The organism is Micromonospora arida (assembly GCF_003857035.1).
GTDB lineage: Bacteria > Actinomycetota > Actinomycetes > Mycobacteriales > Micromonosporaceae > Micromonospora > Micromonospora arida.
In genome coordinates, this window is sequence record NZ_QGSY01000270.1 from 1 (window position 1) to 15086 (window position 15086).

The following is a 15086-nucleotide window of genomic DNA, read 5'->3' on the forward strand; positions in this document are numbered from 1 at the left end:
CGCCCGCACCGGCCCCGGCCGGCCGGCTGCCGAGGCGCCGGGCCGTCGCCTCGCCGGCGACGTCACCCCGAACGCCCTCGTCCCGGCCACCGAGGGCCCCGGTTGGCGGTCACTGGACGTTGGTTCGCCGTTCGACTACGCCCGGCAGGGCATCCTGTACGTCGCCGCGCACCTTCCCCGCCCCAGCGTTTCCGGGCTGCCCGAGGCTGCCGGAGAGGAACTGCTCGGGCTGGTCGAGGCGCTCGGTGGTCGTACTCTCGGGCTCTTTTCCTCCCGGCGGGCCGCGCAGCAGGCGGCGGAGCTGTTGCGCGCGCGGACCGACCTGCCGGTGTTGCTCCAGGGCGAGGAGGCGTTGCCGCTGCTGGTGCGTCGCTTCCGCGAGGAGCGCGCCAGCTGCCTGTTCGGGGTGATGTCGCTCTGGCAGGGGGTGGATGTGCCGGGTGACGCCTGCCAGCTCGTCGTCATCGACCGGCTGCCCTTCCCTCGCCCGGACGAACCGCTGGCGGCGGCCCGCGCGGCGGCCGTGGACGCGGGCGGTGGCTCCGGCTTCTCGGCGGTCAGCGTGCCGATCGCGGCGGTGAGGCTGGCGCAGGGCGTGGGCCGGCTGATCCGGGCGACCGGCGACCGGGGCGTGGTCGCGGTGCTCGACTCCCGGCTGGAGACGGCGCGAGGCTACGGGCCGTTCCTGCGCCGCTCGCTGCCCCCGTTCTGGTACACGACCCGCCCCGAGGTGGCCCGAGGCGCCCTGGAACGCCTGGCCAAGTCCTGACGCCCCCGGGGGCGACGCCGCGGCGACGGCACGGCGACGGCACGGCGACAAGATCGCACTACAACGAGGAAAGAGTGGTCTCCCGCTGCGGGGAGGCCACTCTTTCCAGGATCGTGCGTGATCGAGCGGGCCGGGCGAGCGCGGCGTCGTGTTGCTCAGGGGGCCTGTGAGGCGACGACCACGGCGTCGGGCGGGGTGTCCGGGACCCTGCGGGCGGCAAGCCGGCGGACCGCGGTGTTCAGCACCGCGATGAGCGGCACGGAGACCAGCGCGCCGGTGATCCCGGCGAGTACGACACCGGCGGCGATACCGATGATCACCGCGAGCGGGTGCAGGGCCACCGCCCGGCCCATGATCAGCGGTTGGAGCACGTGCCCCTCGATCTGCTGGACGCCGATCACCACACCGAGAATGATCAACGCGGTGACCGGGCCGCTGTCGACGAGTGCCACCAGCACCGCCACGCCACCGGAGAGCGCCGCACCGACGATCGGGATGAACGCGCCGAGGAAGACCAGCGCGGCCAGCGGGAAGGCGAACGGGATGTCGAAGATGACCAGGAAGATGCCGATGCCGACCGCGTCGATGAAGGCGACCAGCACTGTCGCGCGAACGTAGGCGACAAGCGTCTGCCAGGAGGCGCGGCCGGCGTCGTCGACCTTCCACCGGGCGGCCACCGGCAGCAGCCGCACCAGGAAACGCCAGATCCGGTTGCCGTCACGCAGGAAGAAGAACGTCGCGAAGAGCACCAGCAGCGTGCCGGTCAGCACCTCGGCCAGCGTCGCGGCGGTGCTCAACGCGCCGCTGGTGAACCTCGAGGTGTTGTTGTTGATCCAGCCCTGCGCCTCCTCGATGTAGCGGTCGAGTTGCCCGTCGGAGAGGTGCAGCGGGCCGGTCTTCAACCAGTTCTGGATCTGCCGGACGCCCTCCGAGGACTTCTCGCTCAGCTCCGGCACACCACGGATGAACTCGTTGACCACCAGCGTCAGCGTGCCGATCACCGCGGCCAAGCCGCCGACCAGCACCACCGCCGTCGCCAGAGACCGGGGGAACCGGGCCCGCAGCAGCCAGCCCACCGCCGGGGCGAGCAGTGCGGAGAGCAGCAGCGCGATGGCCAGCGGAATGATCACGATCTTGATCGTGCCGACGATCCGCAGCAGCGCCCAGGCCACCACGCCGATCACGATCAGTCGCCAACACCACGCGGCGGCGATCCGCAGCCCGTGCGGAACGTCGGCGTCGTCCCGGCTGGAGGTGGAGCTGTGCAGGTCCACCGGAGGTTCCGCGCCGTAGACCGTGGCGCTCGACGGCGCGGTCGGCCCCGGCACGGCCGGCGACGCCACCCGCACCGCCTCCGACGCGTCGTTCAGCGCGTCGCTGGAGACGCCCTCGTCGGCGCGCGCCGACTCCTGTCGTGACTGGTAGGCGCGGCGAAGCCGCCCGCGTACCCGCTCGAAGCGGCTCAAGCGCACCTCCTGGCAGAAAACCCGGCTTGCCGACGGCGACAGGTCGGACAGCATACGTCCGTTCCCGACACCGTAGGGCGGTTGCGCCACACAATGCCCCGACCACCTCCGGCGTAACCACCGGCCGGCCGCCGTCGGCCACACGGTAGCGTCTGCGACGTGACCGCCGACAACGATCTCGACGCCGGCCTGCCGATCCGCCTGCTGCACGACCGTGTGCTGGTGCGGATGGAGGGCAGTGAGGGCGAACGCCGCTCCACCGCTGGCATCGTCATTCCGGCGACCGCAGCGGTCGGCAAGCGCCTCGCCTGGGCCACCGCGGTCGGGGTGGGGCCGAACGTCCGCGCCATCGTCTCCGGCGACCGGGTGCTCTTCGACCCGGACGAGCGCTCCGAGGTCGAGCTGCACGGCCGCGGTTACGTGCTGCTGCGGGAGCGGGACGTGCACGCCGTGGCCGCCGAGCGGATCGAGAACGACTCGACCGGCCTCTACCTCTGACGCACCTCCCCCGGCCACCAGGGCACGTCGCGCACCGTTTGCCCAGCCGCACGACGGGAAGCCATCCGGCGACCGTGGCCCTGGGGAGGGACGATGCCGGTATTCGTGAAGAAGCTGTTGACCTGGGGCAGTGTCGCGTTCCTGATCTACTTCATGGCCTTTCGGCCGGACGGCGCCGCGCAGATGTTCCGGGCGATCGGGGCCGCGCTGATCGCGATGTTCCAGGGCCTCGGTGACTTCCTCACCTCGCTGATGACCTGAGCGGCACTGCTGGCCTGCCGGCAGCCGTCAGGCCCCAGCTGTCAGGGGTGCGTCGGCGGCCAGGGCGACGCCGGGCGCAGGCCGGGCCAACCGGGCGGGGCGTACCCCGCCGGAGCCGGGGCGGGCGCCAGCACCACCGGGATCGGCACCACCGGCTCGTCCGGCGGGTCGACGGCGCGCTGCGTGCCGTCCGGGAAGCGCAGGTGGTAGCGGCTGCCGTCCCAGACCCCCGCCGGTGCCTGCGGGTCCCGACCCACGAAGAACGACCGGTACGCGGTGATCGCGTCCAGCAGCTCCCGCTCCTCACGGGCGGTCCGCTCCTGGTCGGCGGGTTTGCGGTCCAGGCCGCGAAGCGCCCCGTCGCGCAGCAGGGCCAGCCGGGTCGCGGCGGACTGGTAGCCCCGCATCGCCCGCACCCCGGCGTCGCCGGCCACGCGCCGCGCCCAACTGCGGGCGGCGTGCCGCCGGCCGAGACCGCTCAGGGCGGCCACCTCGGGCGGGCTGAGCCAACCGGCGCGGACGTAGTCGGGCAGGACCCGCTCGGTGAGCCGCCCCTCCCAGGCGCGCAACCACAGCGCCAGCCCCACGGTGCCGAAGAAGACCGGAACCATGAGGCCCAGGAAGCCGTACAGCATGATCATGGCTTCGCCGGTGGCCTGGGTCAGCGTGGGCAGCAGGTTCCACGTGCCGTGCAGCATCATCGCCAGCAGCAGGCCGGCGATCGGGGCGAGCACCCGGATGCGCCGGTCAGCCGTCCGGGAGGCGATACCCAACCCCACACCGGTCATCGAGGTGAAAAGGGGATGGGCGAACCCGAACAGCAGGATCCGCAGAATGAAGATCGCGATGACCTGCTGGATGCCGGTGGCCGGGCCGTACCGGTCGGCGCCGGACGCGTACCCCAACCCGCCCAGGTAGAGGATGTTCTCCACCATCGCGAAGCCGACCGCGGAGAGCCCGCAGTAGACCAGGCCGTCGGTGATCCCGGACCACTCGCGGCGGCGGAACACCAGCAGCAGGATCGGGCCCAGCGCTTTGGTCAGCTCCTCGATGAACGGCGCCACCAGCACCCCGGTGAGCGCGGACGGCAGGCCCCAGTCGGCGAAGCGGTTGGCCGCGAAGTCGTTGACCGTGAGCGAGGCGGCGGTGGAGACGAACGCCCCCCAGGCGAAGCAGAAGATCAGATACTTCAACGGCTCCGGTTCGTACCGGTCCAGCCAGAGGAAGCAGGCGACCAGCACCGGCACCGGCAGGATGGCGGCGACGACCCCGATCAGCAGGGCCTGCACACCGAGCGACTGGCCGAGCGTGAAGACCATGAAGACCGCGCACGCCGCGATCAACAGCACCACCCCGGCCAGCGCCAGGAACCGCCGCCAGCCCAGTCGGCGCAGCGGCATCCGGGGCTGCTCGCCCACGGATGGCGCGGCGGACGCAGGCGGCGCGGCGGGCGACGGCGGCAGCGGTGAACCGGGCGGGGTGTCGGCCATGCCGTCAGCGTAGCCATCCGCCGCCGGCTGGTTCGGTCGCATCGGTAGCCGCTATGCTGCCGGCAGGTCACGAGTGCCAGCGTTCAGCCCCGGCTTGCTGGCCGGCAACCCTCGTCGAGTTCGCGGTGGGGTGCCCCGGGTGATGACCGGGCCCAGCCCGATCGGTGTGCTGGGCAAGCGCGGACCCCGTCCCGATGTCGCACCCGGGGTCCCTGACCCCGGAGGTTCCGGCGTGTCCGTCACTCTCGTCCCCTCGCTGCCCAGCCTGCCGACCGTGCCGTCGGCGCCGTCCGCGCCGCTCGACGTCCTCGGCGTGCCCGGCGAGATCAACCTGGACTACGCGGCCAGTGCGCCGTGCGCCCGGGCCGCCGCCGACGCGGTGGCCGAGCTGCTGCCCTGGTACGCCAGCGTGCATCGCGGAGCGGGAGCGCTGTCGCGGCGCTGCACCCTCGAGTACGAGCAGGCCCGGCAGACGATCGGCGACTTCTTCGGCGCTCGCGCCGACGATCATGTGATCTTCACCCGCAACACCACTGACGCGCTCAACCTGCTGGCGCGGGCCGTGCCGGCCGGCACCACGGTGGTCACGTTCGCAGGCGAACACCATGCCAACCTGCTGCCCTGGCCGCGCGGGTCGGTGCGGCTGCCGGTGCCCAGCCACCCCGACGGGGCGGTACGCGATCTCGCCGCCGCCCTCACCGAGCTGCGCCGGGGCAGCAGCCCGGCGCTGCCGGTGCTGGTCGCGGTGACCGGTGCGAGCAACGTGACCGGTGAGCGGTGGCCGGTCGCCGAACTGGCGCGGGTGGCGCACCGGCACGGTGCCCGGATCGTGCTCGACGCCGCGCAGCTCGCCCCGCACGCCCCGGTCGACCTGCTCGCGCTCGACGTCGACTACCTGGCCGTGTCCGGCCACAAGCTGTACGCGCCGTTCGGGGCGGGAGTGCTGATCGGTCGGGCCGACTGGCTGGACACCGCCCCGCCCTACCTGGCCGGCGGTGGGGCCACCAGTCACGTCGGGCCGGCCACCCACGACGTGACCTGGGCGACCGGCCCGGCCCGACACGAGGGCGGCACCCCGAACCTGCTCGGAGCGGTCGCGCTGGCGGCGGTGTGCAAGGCGCTCGACGAGGCGGACCAGGGTGCGCTGGCCGCCCACGAGCAGGCCCTGCTGGCCCGGCTACGGACCGGCCTCGCCGCCCTGCCGCACGTCGTCGAGCTGCGCACCTTCGGCCCGGACGCGCCCCGGGTCGGCATCGTCTCGTTCGTGGTCGCCGGATGGGACTCCACCGAAGTGGCCACGCGGCTGGCCGCCGAGCACCACATCGGCGTACGGGACGGGCTGTTCTGTGCCCACCCGCTGGCCCGGCGTCTGCTCGCCGAGGCGGCGGGGCGTACCGGCCGGCGGGACCTGCCGCCCACCGCGCTGCGTGCCAGCATCGGGCTGGGCAGCACGGCCGCTCAGGTGGACCGGCTGCTCGCGGCGCTGGCCGAGCTGGGCTGAGGCACGCCCGGCGGTGGCCCCCGCTCAGCCGACCGGCGGGGCGGTGGGTGGCTTCGGTGTCTCGCCGGGCTCGGCGGGCTCACCGACCGGGCGCTCCTGCTCCCCGAAGGCGGTACGGATCCACCGGTTCGCCTCCTCCTGCTCGATCCCGGAGGCCACCAGCAGGTCGCTCGCGGTCGTCCGGATCTGGGCGATAACCACGCTGCCGGAGAAGCCAACCCCGGCGCCGTATCCCCGGCCGGCCTCGCTGACCGCCCGCAGCGACCGCTCCCGGGCCTTCTCCGGCTCCTCGCCGGCGGCGAACTCGTGCTTGAGCAGCCGGACCGACTCGGCGAGGTGAGCGATCGCGTCCGGCATGGGATCGGGCACCGGCTCCTCGTCCTCGACCAGCGTGACGGACCGGCGGATCAGCGTGCCGCTGTTGCGCATCGCCCGGTCGATCGGGTCGGCCGCCTCGGCGTAGTGGGTCAGCTCGTCGCGGCGGTGCCACCGGGCCGGGGAGAGGGTGGCGGTCTCCTTCGCCCCCTCGATGGCCTCGCCCAACGTGGCCAACTCCTCCTTGTTGTTGCGCAGCCTCTCCAGTGCGCCCTGGATGGCGGCGCGGTCCCGGTTGCGCAGCCCGTCGGCGGTGGCGTCGAGTTGGGCGGCGAGCAGGTCCAGGGCGGGGCGGGCCGCCCGGTTGATCACTCGGAGCGGGTTCAGTGGCAGCAGCACCGCCGTGACCAGCAGCGCGATCCCACCGCCGAGGAAGGCGTCGACGAAGCGGGGGATCTCCAGGTTCTGGGTCGACGGGCTCAGCGTCACGATCAGCACCGGCGTGGCCGCCGCCTGGATGACGATGGCCACGCTCGCTCCGGCGAAGATGGTGAGCAGGATCGCCACGGTGACCACCAGGCCGAGCTGCCACGCCCCGGTGCCGAGCAGGTAGATCAGGAGGTCGCCGACGAACACCCCGACCCCCACCCCGACGATCAGCTCCACCGTCCGGCGGAACCGCTGACCGACCGACGCGGCCAGGGTGCCGACCGCGGAGATCGGCGCGAAGACCGGTTGCGGGTTGCCGAGCACCTTGTGCGAGATCAGGTACGCGAGCCCGGCGGCCAGCCCGGCCTGCACGGCGAGTCCGCCGGCCATCCGTACCCGGTGCAGCCGGTCGTGCAGGGTGGCCCGGCCGCGGTGACGCAGTTGTTCGGTGGCCTCGGCGATCCGCGCGCCGTCGATGTCCACCAACCCGTTGCGCAGCGCGGTACGTCGCACCATTCGAGGTCGCTTGTCCCGGGCCACGGCCATGGGCGCGACTACCCGTGGTGGGCCCGCTGAACCCTCCCTTCCCGCGCGTCACCGGCCGATGCGGCAGACTCGGGCGGTGGTTGATCTGTTGGACCGGTGGCGGGCGGCGGCCCGGGGTGCCGGCGCGAGGCCCGACCCGGATACGACCAGGGCCGGGGAGCAGGTGATCGCCCGGTGGCGGGAGCCGCACCGGCACTACCACACGCTGACCCACCTGACGGCGGTGCTCGATGTGGTGGACCAGCACGCCGACCTGGCCGCGCGGGCCGACGCCGTCCGGCTGGCAGCCTGGTTCCACGACGCGGTATACGACCCCCGGGCCCCCGGCGACGCCAACGAACGGGACAGCGCCACGCTGGCCGAGAGCGTGCTCACCGGGCTCGGGGTGCCGGCGCCCACGGTGGCCGAGGTGCGCCGGCTGGTGCTGCTCACCGCCGGGCACACTGTGGCACCGGGCGACCGGGACGGTGCGCTGCTCTGCGACGCGGACCTGGCCGTGCTGGCCGCGCCGCCGGCTCGCTACGAGCGTTACGCGGCGGCGATCCGCCGGGAGTACGCCCATGTGCCGGAGCCGGCCTTCCAGGCTGGGCGGGCCGCCGTGTTGACCGGCCTGCTGGCACTGCCCGCGCTGTTCCGGTCGCCACCGCTGGCGAGCCGGTGGGAAGAGCCCGCCCGGGACAATGTGCGCCGCGAGCTGGCCGCCCTCACCGGGGAGCCGGAGAACGCTGGCTGACCAGGTGCTTCGGCCGACGCAGGTCGGCGGCGCGGAGCAACCGGACCAGCTCTCGGCTCGGCACCACCTGGGCACCGAGCCACACCGCCGCCGCGAACCGGTCGGCCGGAATGTCGTAGTGGTCCCGGTCGAAGCCGCGCCGGGGCGCGCCGAGCGCCTCGGCGAAGGCGTGCAGCTCGGCGTACGAGACGTCGCTGATCAGGTGCGACCAGAGCCGACCGCGCCACGGCCAGGCCGGCCGGTCCAGGTAGAGCATGGTGCCCAAGTTATCCCGCCCAGTCGATCATGTTGATGATCGCCGGTCGGCGACCTAGCCTCGGCTGCATGGCCCCCACCGCGCTCCTCGACGACCTGCGCGCCGCGCTCGGTGACGACGCCGTGCTCACCGACCCGGACCTGCTGCGCATGCACCAGCGGGACGAGGCCGACCTGTGCGCCGCCGGCGTCCCGCTGGTGGTGACCCGCCCGCGCGACACCGGGCAGGTGGTCGCCGTGATCCAGGCGGCGGCGCGGCACGGCGTACCGGTGGTGCCGCAGGGCGCGCGGACCGGGCTGGCCGGCGCGGCGAACGCGGTGGACGGCGCGGTGGTGCTCAGCACCGTCGCGATGAACGAGATCCGGGAGATCGACCCGGTGAGCCGGATCGCGGTGGTCCAGCCGGGGGTGGTCAACGCGACGCTGGCCGGGGCGGTGGCCGGACAGGGCCTCTGGTACCCGCCGGACCCCGGCTCCTGGGAGTCGTCCACCATCGGCGGCAACGTGGCCACCAACGCCGGCGGCATGTGCTGTGTGAAGTACGGAGTGACCACCGAGTACGTGCTCGGCCTGGAGGTGGTGCTCGCCTCCGGTGAGGTGCTGCGCACCGGCCGGCGTACGGCCAAGGGGGTGGCCGGCTACGACCTGACCCGGCTGTTCGTCGGCTCGGAGGGCACCCTCGGCGTGATCACCGAGGTGACCGTGGCGCTGCGGCCCGCTCCGGCCGAGTCGCTGACCCTGGTGGCGGTCTTCCCCTCTACCGCCACTGCCGGCGCGGCGGTGGCCGAGATCGCGGCTCGCGGGCTCACCCCCAGCCTGCTGGAGTTGCTGGACCAGACCCACCTGCGGGCGATCGAGGCGTACCAGCCGATGGGGTTGCGGACCGACGCGCAGGCCCTGCTGCTGGCCGCCGCCGACACCGGCACCCGGGCGGCGGACGACCTGGCCGTGCTGGCCGAGGTGTGCGAGGCCGTCGGCGCCGACGAGGTCTACGCGGCCACCGACGCGGTGGAGGCGGCGGCCCTGCTCCAGGCTCGCCGGCTGGCCCACCCGGCCATGGAGAAGTTCGCGGCGGACGCCTACCCGGGCGGCAACGGCGGTCTGGTGATCGACGATGTGGCGGTGCCGCGCGGCGCGCTCGCCGCGCTCCTGGACGGGGTCGCCCGGATCGCGGCCGAGTGCGAGGTGCCGATCGGCGTGGTGGGGCACGCCGGGGACGGCAACATGCACCCGAACATCGTTGTCGACCGTGCCGACCCGGCGAGCGTGGAGCGGGGTCGGCGGGCCTTCGACGAGATCATGCGCCTCGGCCTGGACCTGGGCGGCACGTGCACCGGCGAGCACGGGGTGGGGCTGCTCAAGCGGGACTGGCTGGCCCGGGAGATCGGGCCGGTCGGTGTCCGGGTGCATCAGGCGATCAAGTCGGCGCTCGACCCGGCCGGCCTGCTCAACCCGGGCAAGGTCCTCTGACCGGCTGCGGTCAGCCCTCGACCTCGGCAGGGGTCGCCTGGGTGAGCAGCAGCAGGATCTCCCCGGCGACCGGGGTGAGCTCCTCACCCGGGCAGTCCTGCGAGGTGATCAGCCCGGTCGAGGTGATGAGGCTGGACGTCAGCGCGTCGATGCAGGTTGTCCGGTACCGCCGGGCCTGATCGGTCTCGTCGGCCAGCTTCGGGTTGGCGAGCAGCACCTGGAGCCGTTCGGTCAGCTCCGGTGCGAGGGTGCCCCGGGAGGTCACGCCGTCGCCGGCGCAGTCGACGCACTGCCACGCGCCGTTCCGCTCGACGCTCAGGCTGCGCATCGGCCCGTCTTCGCCGAGCCGCTGGAGCAGGCTGACCTGACCGGCGGCGACCGTGGTGGGGACCTCCGGCTGCGAGCTGCCACCCGCCGTGCCGGCTGTCGGTTGCGCCACCGGGGTGCTCGGCTTGTCTCCGTCGAAGAGGGAGCACCCGGTCAGGGCGCCGACGAGTGCGACGGCGAGCAGGGGTAAGAGCAGACGAGGGCGCGCGCGGGGTAGCACGCGCGGAAACCTACCCCACCGTAGGTAGCGTTCGAAACCACCATCCGGGTCGGTATCGATGGTTACCCATCGGTAACGTCGCAATTCGTCATCGAGCGGACGAGCGCAGCTCCGCCTGATCGTCGTCGCCCCGGTCGGCCGCGTAACCCCGGACGTCCGGAGCACCGAGGCGAGCCGCGTCCGCCGCCGCGTCGTCCGGCATCAACTGGGACTGCCGCTCCGCCTCCACCCGGGCCCGGTAGTGCTCGACCTCGCGGACCCGGGTGGCCGCGTCCCAACCGAGCACCGCGCCCATCAACTCGGCGGTGTGCTCCGCCGACTCCAGCCCCCGGTGGCTGGTCTCGAACGAGATCCGGGTCCGCCGGGTCAGCACGTCCTCCAGGTGCAGCGCGCCCTCGGCCCGCGCCGCGTAGGCGACCTCCGCCGCCAGATACTCCGGAGCACCAGCCAGTGGGGACGCCAGCAGAGGATCGGCGTCGATCAGCGCCAGCAGGTCCAGGGTGAGGGTGCCGTACCGCTCCAGCAGGTGCTCCACCACGCCCACCGGCACGCCGTGCCGGCGCGCCAGGTCGGCCCGGTCCCGCCACATGGCCGGGTACCCGTCCGCGCCGAGCAGCGGCAGGTCGGCGGTGCGCGACGAGCGGGCGCCGCCGAGCCGGCGAACGGCCCGGTCGACCACGTCGGACGCCATCACCCGGTACGTCGTGTACTTGCCGCCGGCGACCAGCAGCAGCCCGAGCATCGGCTCGAAGACCGCGTGCTCGCGGGAGAGCTTCGAGGTCGAGTCGGCCTCGCCGGCCAGCAGCGGCCGTAGCCCGGCGTACACCCCCTCGATGTCGGCGGTGGTCAACGGCCGGTCCAGCACGGTGTTGACCTGCTGGAGGAGGTAGTCGATGTCGCGGGCCGAGGCGGCCGGGTGGGAGCGGTCCAGCCGCCAGTCGGTGTCGGTGGTGCCGATGATCCAGTGCCCGCCCCACGGGATGACGAAGAGCACCGAACTCGCCGTACGCAGGATGAGCCCCGTCTCGCCGGTGATCGCCGAGCGGGGCACCACCAGGTGCACCCCCTTGGAGGCGCGCACCCGGATGCCGGGCCGCAGGCCAACGTCGTTGAGCATCCGGGACATGTCGTCGCTCCACACGCCTGTGGCGGCGATGACGGTGCGGGCCTGCACCTCGAACTCCGCGTCCGGCGAGCCCGACGGCGCCTCCAGGTCCCGGACACGGACGCCGGTCACCTCCCGCGCCTGCCGGATCAGCCCGACGGCGCGGGCACTGCTCACCACCGTGGCGCCGAGGCTGGCCGCGGTGCGGGCCAGGGTGACCACCAGCCGGGCGTCGTCGACCTGCCCGTCGTAGTAGCGGATCGCCCCGGCCAGCGCGTCGGCCCGCAGACTCGGGAAGATCCGCCGGGCGCCCTCCCGGGTCAGGTGCCGGTGCAGGGGCATGCCCCGGCCACCACCGAAGATCCCGGCGAAGGCGTCGTACGCGGCCACGCCGGCTCCGTAGTACGAGCGGCGGAAGACCCGGGCCGGCAGGTCCCGCAGGCCCCGCCCCGCCGGCAGCGGCACCATGATCGGCACCGGGCGTACCAGGTGCGGCGCGAGCCGGGTGGCCAGCAGGCCGCGCTCGGTGAGCGCCTCGTGGACCAGGTGGAACTCCAACTGCTCCAGATAACGCAGGCCACCGTGGATGAGCTTGCTGGACCGGCTGGAGGTCCCGGCGGCAAGGTCACGCGCCTCGACCAGCGCCACCTTCAGGCCACGGGACGCCGCGTCCAGGGCGGCACCGGCTCCGGTCACACCGCCCCCGATGACCAGCACGTCGAAGCGCTCGGCACGCAGTCGACGCAGGTCGGACGCACGGCGGACCGGTGAGAGCTGACCGGCGACGGATCGGGAGACATTGGGGTCGCGCACCCGTCCACCGTAACCGTCGAGCCAACGTGTCGACATTCGCCGCCCGCACCGCACCGCGCTCACCTGCTCCGAAGCGCACGACACGTCCCGCCACCCGAGCCAGGCCCACCGTTCGGAGACCTTGGACAGTTTCCGTCATCGCCTGACGGAAACTGTCCAAGATCTGCACGGTCTTCGAAGCCCCGGAACCCGACGGTCGGGTCGAAACCCTTCGTCGTAGTCGTAAGGTTCTCGGATGCAAGGTCAACCTGCGCAACCCGGCTTCAGCGACCGCAGTTCCCCGTGGCCGGTGGTCGCGGCCGTGCTGGTCGGCTGCTGGACGGTTGCGGTCACCGTGGGCACCCAGACCGGTGGTTGGCTCACCGACCAGGTGCTGCTGAGCTTCGGACGGGACCGGCTCGGCTGGCTCTGGCCGGTGCTCGGCCTGGCCACCGTGGTGCTGGCCGGCACGCCCGCCCTGCTGCTGGCCGTCCTGCCCCGGTCGGGCGCGGTCCGGGCCACCGGGCGGGCCTGGTTGATCGGGGCACTCGCACTCGGCGTGCTCACACTGCTGCGGGTCGTGCCGCCGGTGCACCACGAGGCGTACCTCGCCGCGCTGGCCGGTGCCGCATTGCTCAGCGCGCTCGCCGTGCGCTGGTCGGCGCGCCGGTGGGCGTACCCCAGGCTGGTTGGCTCGGTCGGCGGCCCGGCACCCACCGGAGACGGCGACGCGACACGGCCCGCAGCCACCGGGAACGGCGACGCGACACGGCCCGAGGCCACCAGAGACGGCGACGCCACGCGGCCCGCAGCCACCGGAGACGGCGACGCCACGCGGCCCGCAGCCACCGGGAACTCGGAGCCGGTCGGCCGGCGCGGGCGCAGAACCGGCCCGGTGCCGCTGCTCGCGGTCGCCGCCGGGTTGGCGCTGCTGCTGCCGTGGGCCTGGCTGGGCGCGCTCGGCGGCCTCCTGGAGACCGTGCTCGCGCTGCTGGCGGCCGCCGCGCTCGGGGTGCTGGCCGCGACTCTGCTGGACGCCCCCTTCTGGTCCCCGTTCGCGGTTGGGCGACCGCCCCGGCCGGCTCGGCTGGTGCTGGTCGGCGGCCTGGTCGCCGGGGTGGCGCTGCTGCTGCTCGCGGCCGGGACCGGGCAGTCCGGCGCGCAGTTGCCCGCCCTGCTGACAGTGCCGCCGGTGGGTTTCGCGCTGGCCGCGCTCTGGGCCGCGACCTGGCGGCCCACCACCGACCCGGCCGAGGCCATCCGCGCCGGCGCAACGGCGACCGGCTGGCTCGTGGGCCTGGCCGCGCTCGGCCCGCTGGCCTTCACCGACCCGGAGGAGATCTCCCTGCTGCTGGTCGGCACCCGGGACATCCCGTTCTGGGTGGCGACCGCCGCCGGCGTCGGGCTGGCCGTCGCGGTCCTGGTCGCCATCGGGTACGCGGTGCTGCTCGCCCGGCCGGCGGCACGCACCCCGAACAGGCGGGTCGCCGCGGTGGCGGCCGTGGTGCTGCTGGTGGCGTTCGGGGTGGTCGACCTCGGCCCCGGTCAGCCGGGCCTGTACGGAGAGCGACTGTTCGTGGTGCTGCGTACGCAGGCCGACCTGAGCGATCTTCCAGCCGCCGCGCCGGGTCGGGCCGGGCGGGACGCCCGCGCGGCGGAGGTCTACCGACGGCTGGTGACGACCGCCGAGCAGAGCCAGGGCGACCTGCTCCGGGGGTTGAACCGGCTGCGCCTCGACCCGGTGTCGTACTACCTGGTCAACGCGATCGAGGTGGACGGCGGCCCGGCGGTGCGGGCCTGGCTCGACCGCCGGCCGGAGGTGGCGCGGGTGCTGGTCAGCCAGCGCCTGCGACCGCTGCCGGCCCCGGCCGGGCAGAACCGGGGCAGCGCACCCAAGCCCACCGGCCCGGAGTGGAACATTCGCCAGATCGGCGCCGACCGGGTGTGGTCCCAACTCCGGGTCACCGGCGCGGGCATCGTGGTCGGCAGCTCCGACTCGGGGGTGGACGGCACCCATCCGGCGCTGCGGGCCGGGTTCCGTGGTGGGGACGACTCCTGGTACGACCCGTGGGACGACACCCGGAGCCCGACCGACCAGGGCGGGCACGGCACCCACACGGTGGGCAGCGCGGTCGGGCGGGACGGCATCGGCGTGGCACCGGACGCGCAGTGGGTGGGCTGCGTCAACCTGGATCGCAACCTCGGAAGCCCCGCGCACTACCTGGACTGTCTCCAGTTCATGTTGGCGCCCTTCCCGGCCGGGGGCGACCCGTTCACCGACGGCCGTCCGGAGCGCGCCCCGCAGGTGCTGACCAACTCGTGGGGCTGCCCGCCCATCGAGGGTTGCGACCAGCGGGTTCTGCGGCCGGCCACCGCCGCCCTCGACGCCGCCGGGATCTTCGTGGTCGCCGCGGCCGGCAACACCGGCCCGTGGTGCGCGTCGATCGACGATCCGCCCGCCCCGTACCCGGACGTGCTGACCGTGGGTGCGGTGGACTCCCAGCGGCGCGTCGCCGAATTCTCCTCGCGCGGGCCGGTACCGGGCGGCTCGGGTAAACCGGACGTGCTGGCACCGGGGGTGGAGGTGGTGTCGGCCATGCCGGGCGGCACGTACGCCGCGCTGGACGGCACGTCGATGGCGACCCCCCAGGTGGCCGGGGTGGTCGCTCTGATGTGGTCGGCGAACCCGGCACTGGTCGGCGACGTGACCCGGACCCGGCAGATCCTGCGGGACACCGCCACGGCGGCGACGCCCACCTATCGCTCCGACAGCCCCTCCGACGCCTGCGGTGCTCCGTCGAACGTCACCGGTGCCGGTCAGGTCGACGCCTACGCCGCCGTTCGCGCCGCCCAGCAATAGGCAGGTTTCCTTCCTGAAGTGCTGATCCGAGGGTGCGACCCGACACTCG

The 15086-nt window shown here is 73.8% G+C and carries 13 protein-coding genes and 1 riboswitch; of the genes, 7 read left to right on the forward strand and 6 right to left on the reverse strand.

The features are described 5' to 3' along the window. On the forward strand, positions 1-769 hold a 769-nt coding region (locus DLJ58_RS26640), incomplete at its 5' end, for an ATP-dependent DNA helicase (RefSeq protein ID WP_244219138.1). Positions 770-924: 155 nt separating this feature from the next. Here DLJ58_RS26640 and DLJ58_RS26645 read toward each other — a convergent pair. Then, positions 925-2289, reverse strand: coding sequence for an AI-2E family transporter (locus DLJ58_RS26645; RefSeq protein WP_244219139.1), 1365 nt, complete (start codon positions 2287-2289; stop codon positions 925-927). 105 nt (positions 2290-2394) lie between these two features. On the opposite strand from DLJ58_RS26645, the gene DLJ58_RS26650 reads away from it, so the two are divergent. Continuing rightward, positions 2395-2733 (forward strand): GroES family chaperonin, encoded by a 339-nt coding sequence (locus DLJ58_RS26650; RefSeq protein WP_091402887.1) that lies wholly within the window; start codon positions 2395-2397, stop codon positions 2731-2733. 93 nt (positions 2734-2826) lie between these two features. Next, positions 2827-2994 carry a hypothetical protein gene (locus tag DLJ58_RS34135; protein WP_167337262.1) on the forward strand — a complete coding sequence of 56 codons (168 nt, stop codon included), beginning with the start codon at positions 2827-2829 and terminating at the stop codon, positions 2992-2994. Between the two features lie 41 nt (positions 2995-3035). Here the strand turns inward: DLJ58_RS34135 and DLJ58_RS26655 are convergent, their stop codons facing one another. Continuing rightward, positions 3036-4526 (reverse strand): PrsW family intramembrane metalloprotease, encoded by a 1491-nt coding sequence (locus DLJ58_RS26655; protein WP_124860352.1) that lies wholly within the window; start codon positions 4524-4526, stop codon positions 3036-3038. 23 nt (positions 4527-4549) lie between these two features. Then, positions 4550-4670: riboswitch (SAM riboswitch) on the forward strand. A 46-nt stretch (positions 4671-4716) separates the two neighbouring features. Here DLJ58_RS26655 and DLJ58_RS26660 point away from each other — a divergent pair. Then, positions 4717-5985: an aminotransferase class V-fold PLP-dependent enzyme gene (locus tag DLJ58_RS26660; RefSeq protein WP_425271349.1), complete on the forward strand. Its 1269-nt coding sequence runs from the start codon at positions 4717-4719 to the stop codon at positions 5983-5985. 24 nt (positions 5986-6009) lie between these two features. Here DLJ58_RS26660 and DLJ58_RS26665 read toward each other — a convergent pair whose 3' ends face one another. Beyond that, positions 6010-7245, reverse strand: coding sequence for an FUSC family protein (locus tag DLJ58_RS26665; RefSeq protein WP_124860354.1), 1236 nt, complete (start codon positions 7243-7245; stop codon positions 6010-6012). A gap of 106 nt (positions 7246-7351) precedes the next feature. Here DLJ58_RS26665 and DLJ58_RS26670 point away from each other — a divergent pair, with 106 nt between their 5' ends. Then, positions 7352-8008 (forward strand): HD domain-containing protein, encoded by a 657-nt coding sequence (locus tag DLJ58_RS26670; RefSeq protein ID WP_244219140.1) that lies wholly within the window; start codon positions 7352-7354, stop codon positions 8006-8008. Here DLJ58_RS26670 and DLJ58_RS26675 read toward each other — a convergent pair. Beyond that, on the reverse strand, positions 7980-8264 hold the full coding sequence (locus DLJ58_RS26675; protein WP_124860358.1) for a DUF4031 domain-containing protein: 285 nt from the start codon (positions 8262-8264) through the stop codon (positions 7980-7982). The genes DLJ58_RS26670 and DLJ58_RS26675 overlap by 29 nt on opposite strands. Positions 8265-8332: 68 nt before the next feature. On the opposite strand from DLJ58_RS26675, the gene DLJ58_RS26680 reads away from it, so the two are divergent. Then, positions 8333-9733: an FAD-binding oxidoreductase gene (locus DLJ58_RS26680; protein WP_124860360.1), complete on the forward strand. Its 1401-nt coding sequence runs from the start codon at positions 8333-8335 to the stop codon at positions 9731-9733. A 10-nt stretch (positions 9734-9743) separates the two neighbouring features. Here DLJ58_RS26680 and DLJ58_RS26685 read toward each other — a convergent pair whose 3' ends face one another. Both DLJ58_RS26685 and DLJ58_RS26690 read right to left on the reverse strand, forming a co-directional pair. Then, positions 9744-10280 carry a hypothetical protein gene (locus DLJ58_RS26685; protein ID WP_124860362.1) on the reverse strand — a complete coding sequence of 179 codons (537 nt, stop codon included), beginning with the start codon at positions 10278-10280 and terminating at the stop codon, positions 9744-9746. Positions 10281-10368: 88 nt separating this feature from the next. Further along, complete coding sequence (locus DLJ58_RS26690; RefSeq protein WP_124860364.1) at positions 10369-12234, reverse strand: glycerol-3-phosphate dehydrogenase/oxidase; 1866 nt, start codon at positions 12232-12234, stop codon at positions 10369-10371. A 199-nt stretch (positions 12235-12433) separates the two neighbouring features. On the opposite strand from DLJ58_RS26690, the gene DLJ58_RS26695 reads away from it, so the two are divergent. Further along, entirely contained in the window at positions 12434-15037 is a 2604-nt protein-coding gene (locus DLJ58_RS26695) for a S8 family serine peptidase (RefSeq protein WP_124860366.1), read from the forward strand. The last annotated feature ends 49 nt before the right edge of the window (positions 15038-15086 follow it).

Bases quoted from the DNA above. Each gene is read 5' to 3' on its own strand.
- DLJ58_RS26655 (WP_124860352.1), bottom strand. From the start codon at position 4,526: ATGCGACCGAACCAGCCGGCGGCGGATGGCTACGCTGACGGCATGGCC.
- DLJ58_RS26695 (WP_124860366.1), top strand. From the start codon at position 12,434: ATGCAAGGTCAACCTGCGCAACCCGGCTTCAGCGACCGCAGTTCCCCG.
- DLJ58_RS26645 (WP_244219139.1), bottom strand. From the start codon at position 2,289: ATGCTGTCCGACCTGTCGCCGTCGGCAAGCCGGGTTTTCTGCCAGGAG.
- DLJ58_RS26680 (WP_124860360.1), top strand. From the start codon at position 8,333: ATGGCCCCCACCGCGCTCCTCGACGACCTGCGCGCCGCGCTCGGTGAC.
- DLJ58_RS26690 (WP_124860364.1), bottom strand. From the start codon at position 12,234: ATGTCGACACGTTGGCTCGACGGTTACGGTGGACGGGTGCGCGACCCC.
- DLJ58_RS34135 (WP_167337262.1), top strand. From the start codon at position 2,827: ATGCCGGTATTCGTGAAGAAGCTGTTGACCTGGGGCAGTGTCGCGTTC.
- DLJ58_RS26675 (WP_124860358.1), bottom strand. From the start codon at position 8,264: ATGCTCTACCTGGACCGGCCGGCCTGGCCGTGGCGCGGTCGGCTCTGG.
- DLJ58_RS26665 (WP_124860354.1), bottom strand. From the start codon at position 7,245: ATGGTGCGACGTACCGCGCTGCGCAACGGGTTGGTGGACATCGACGGC.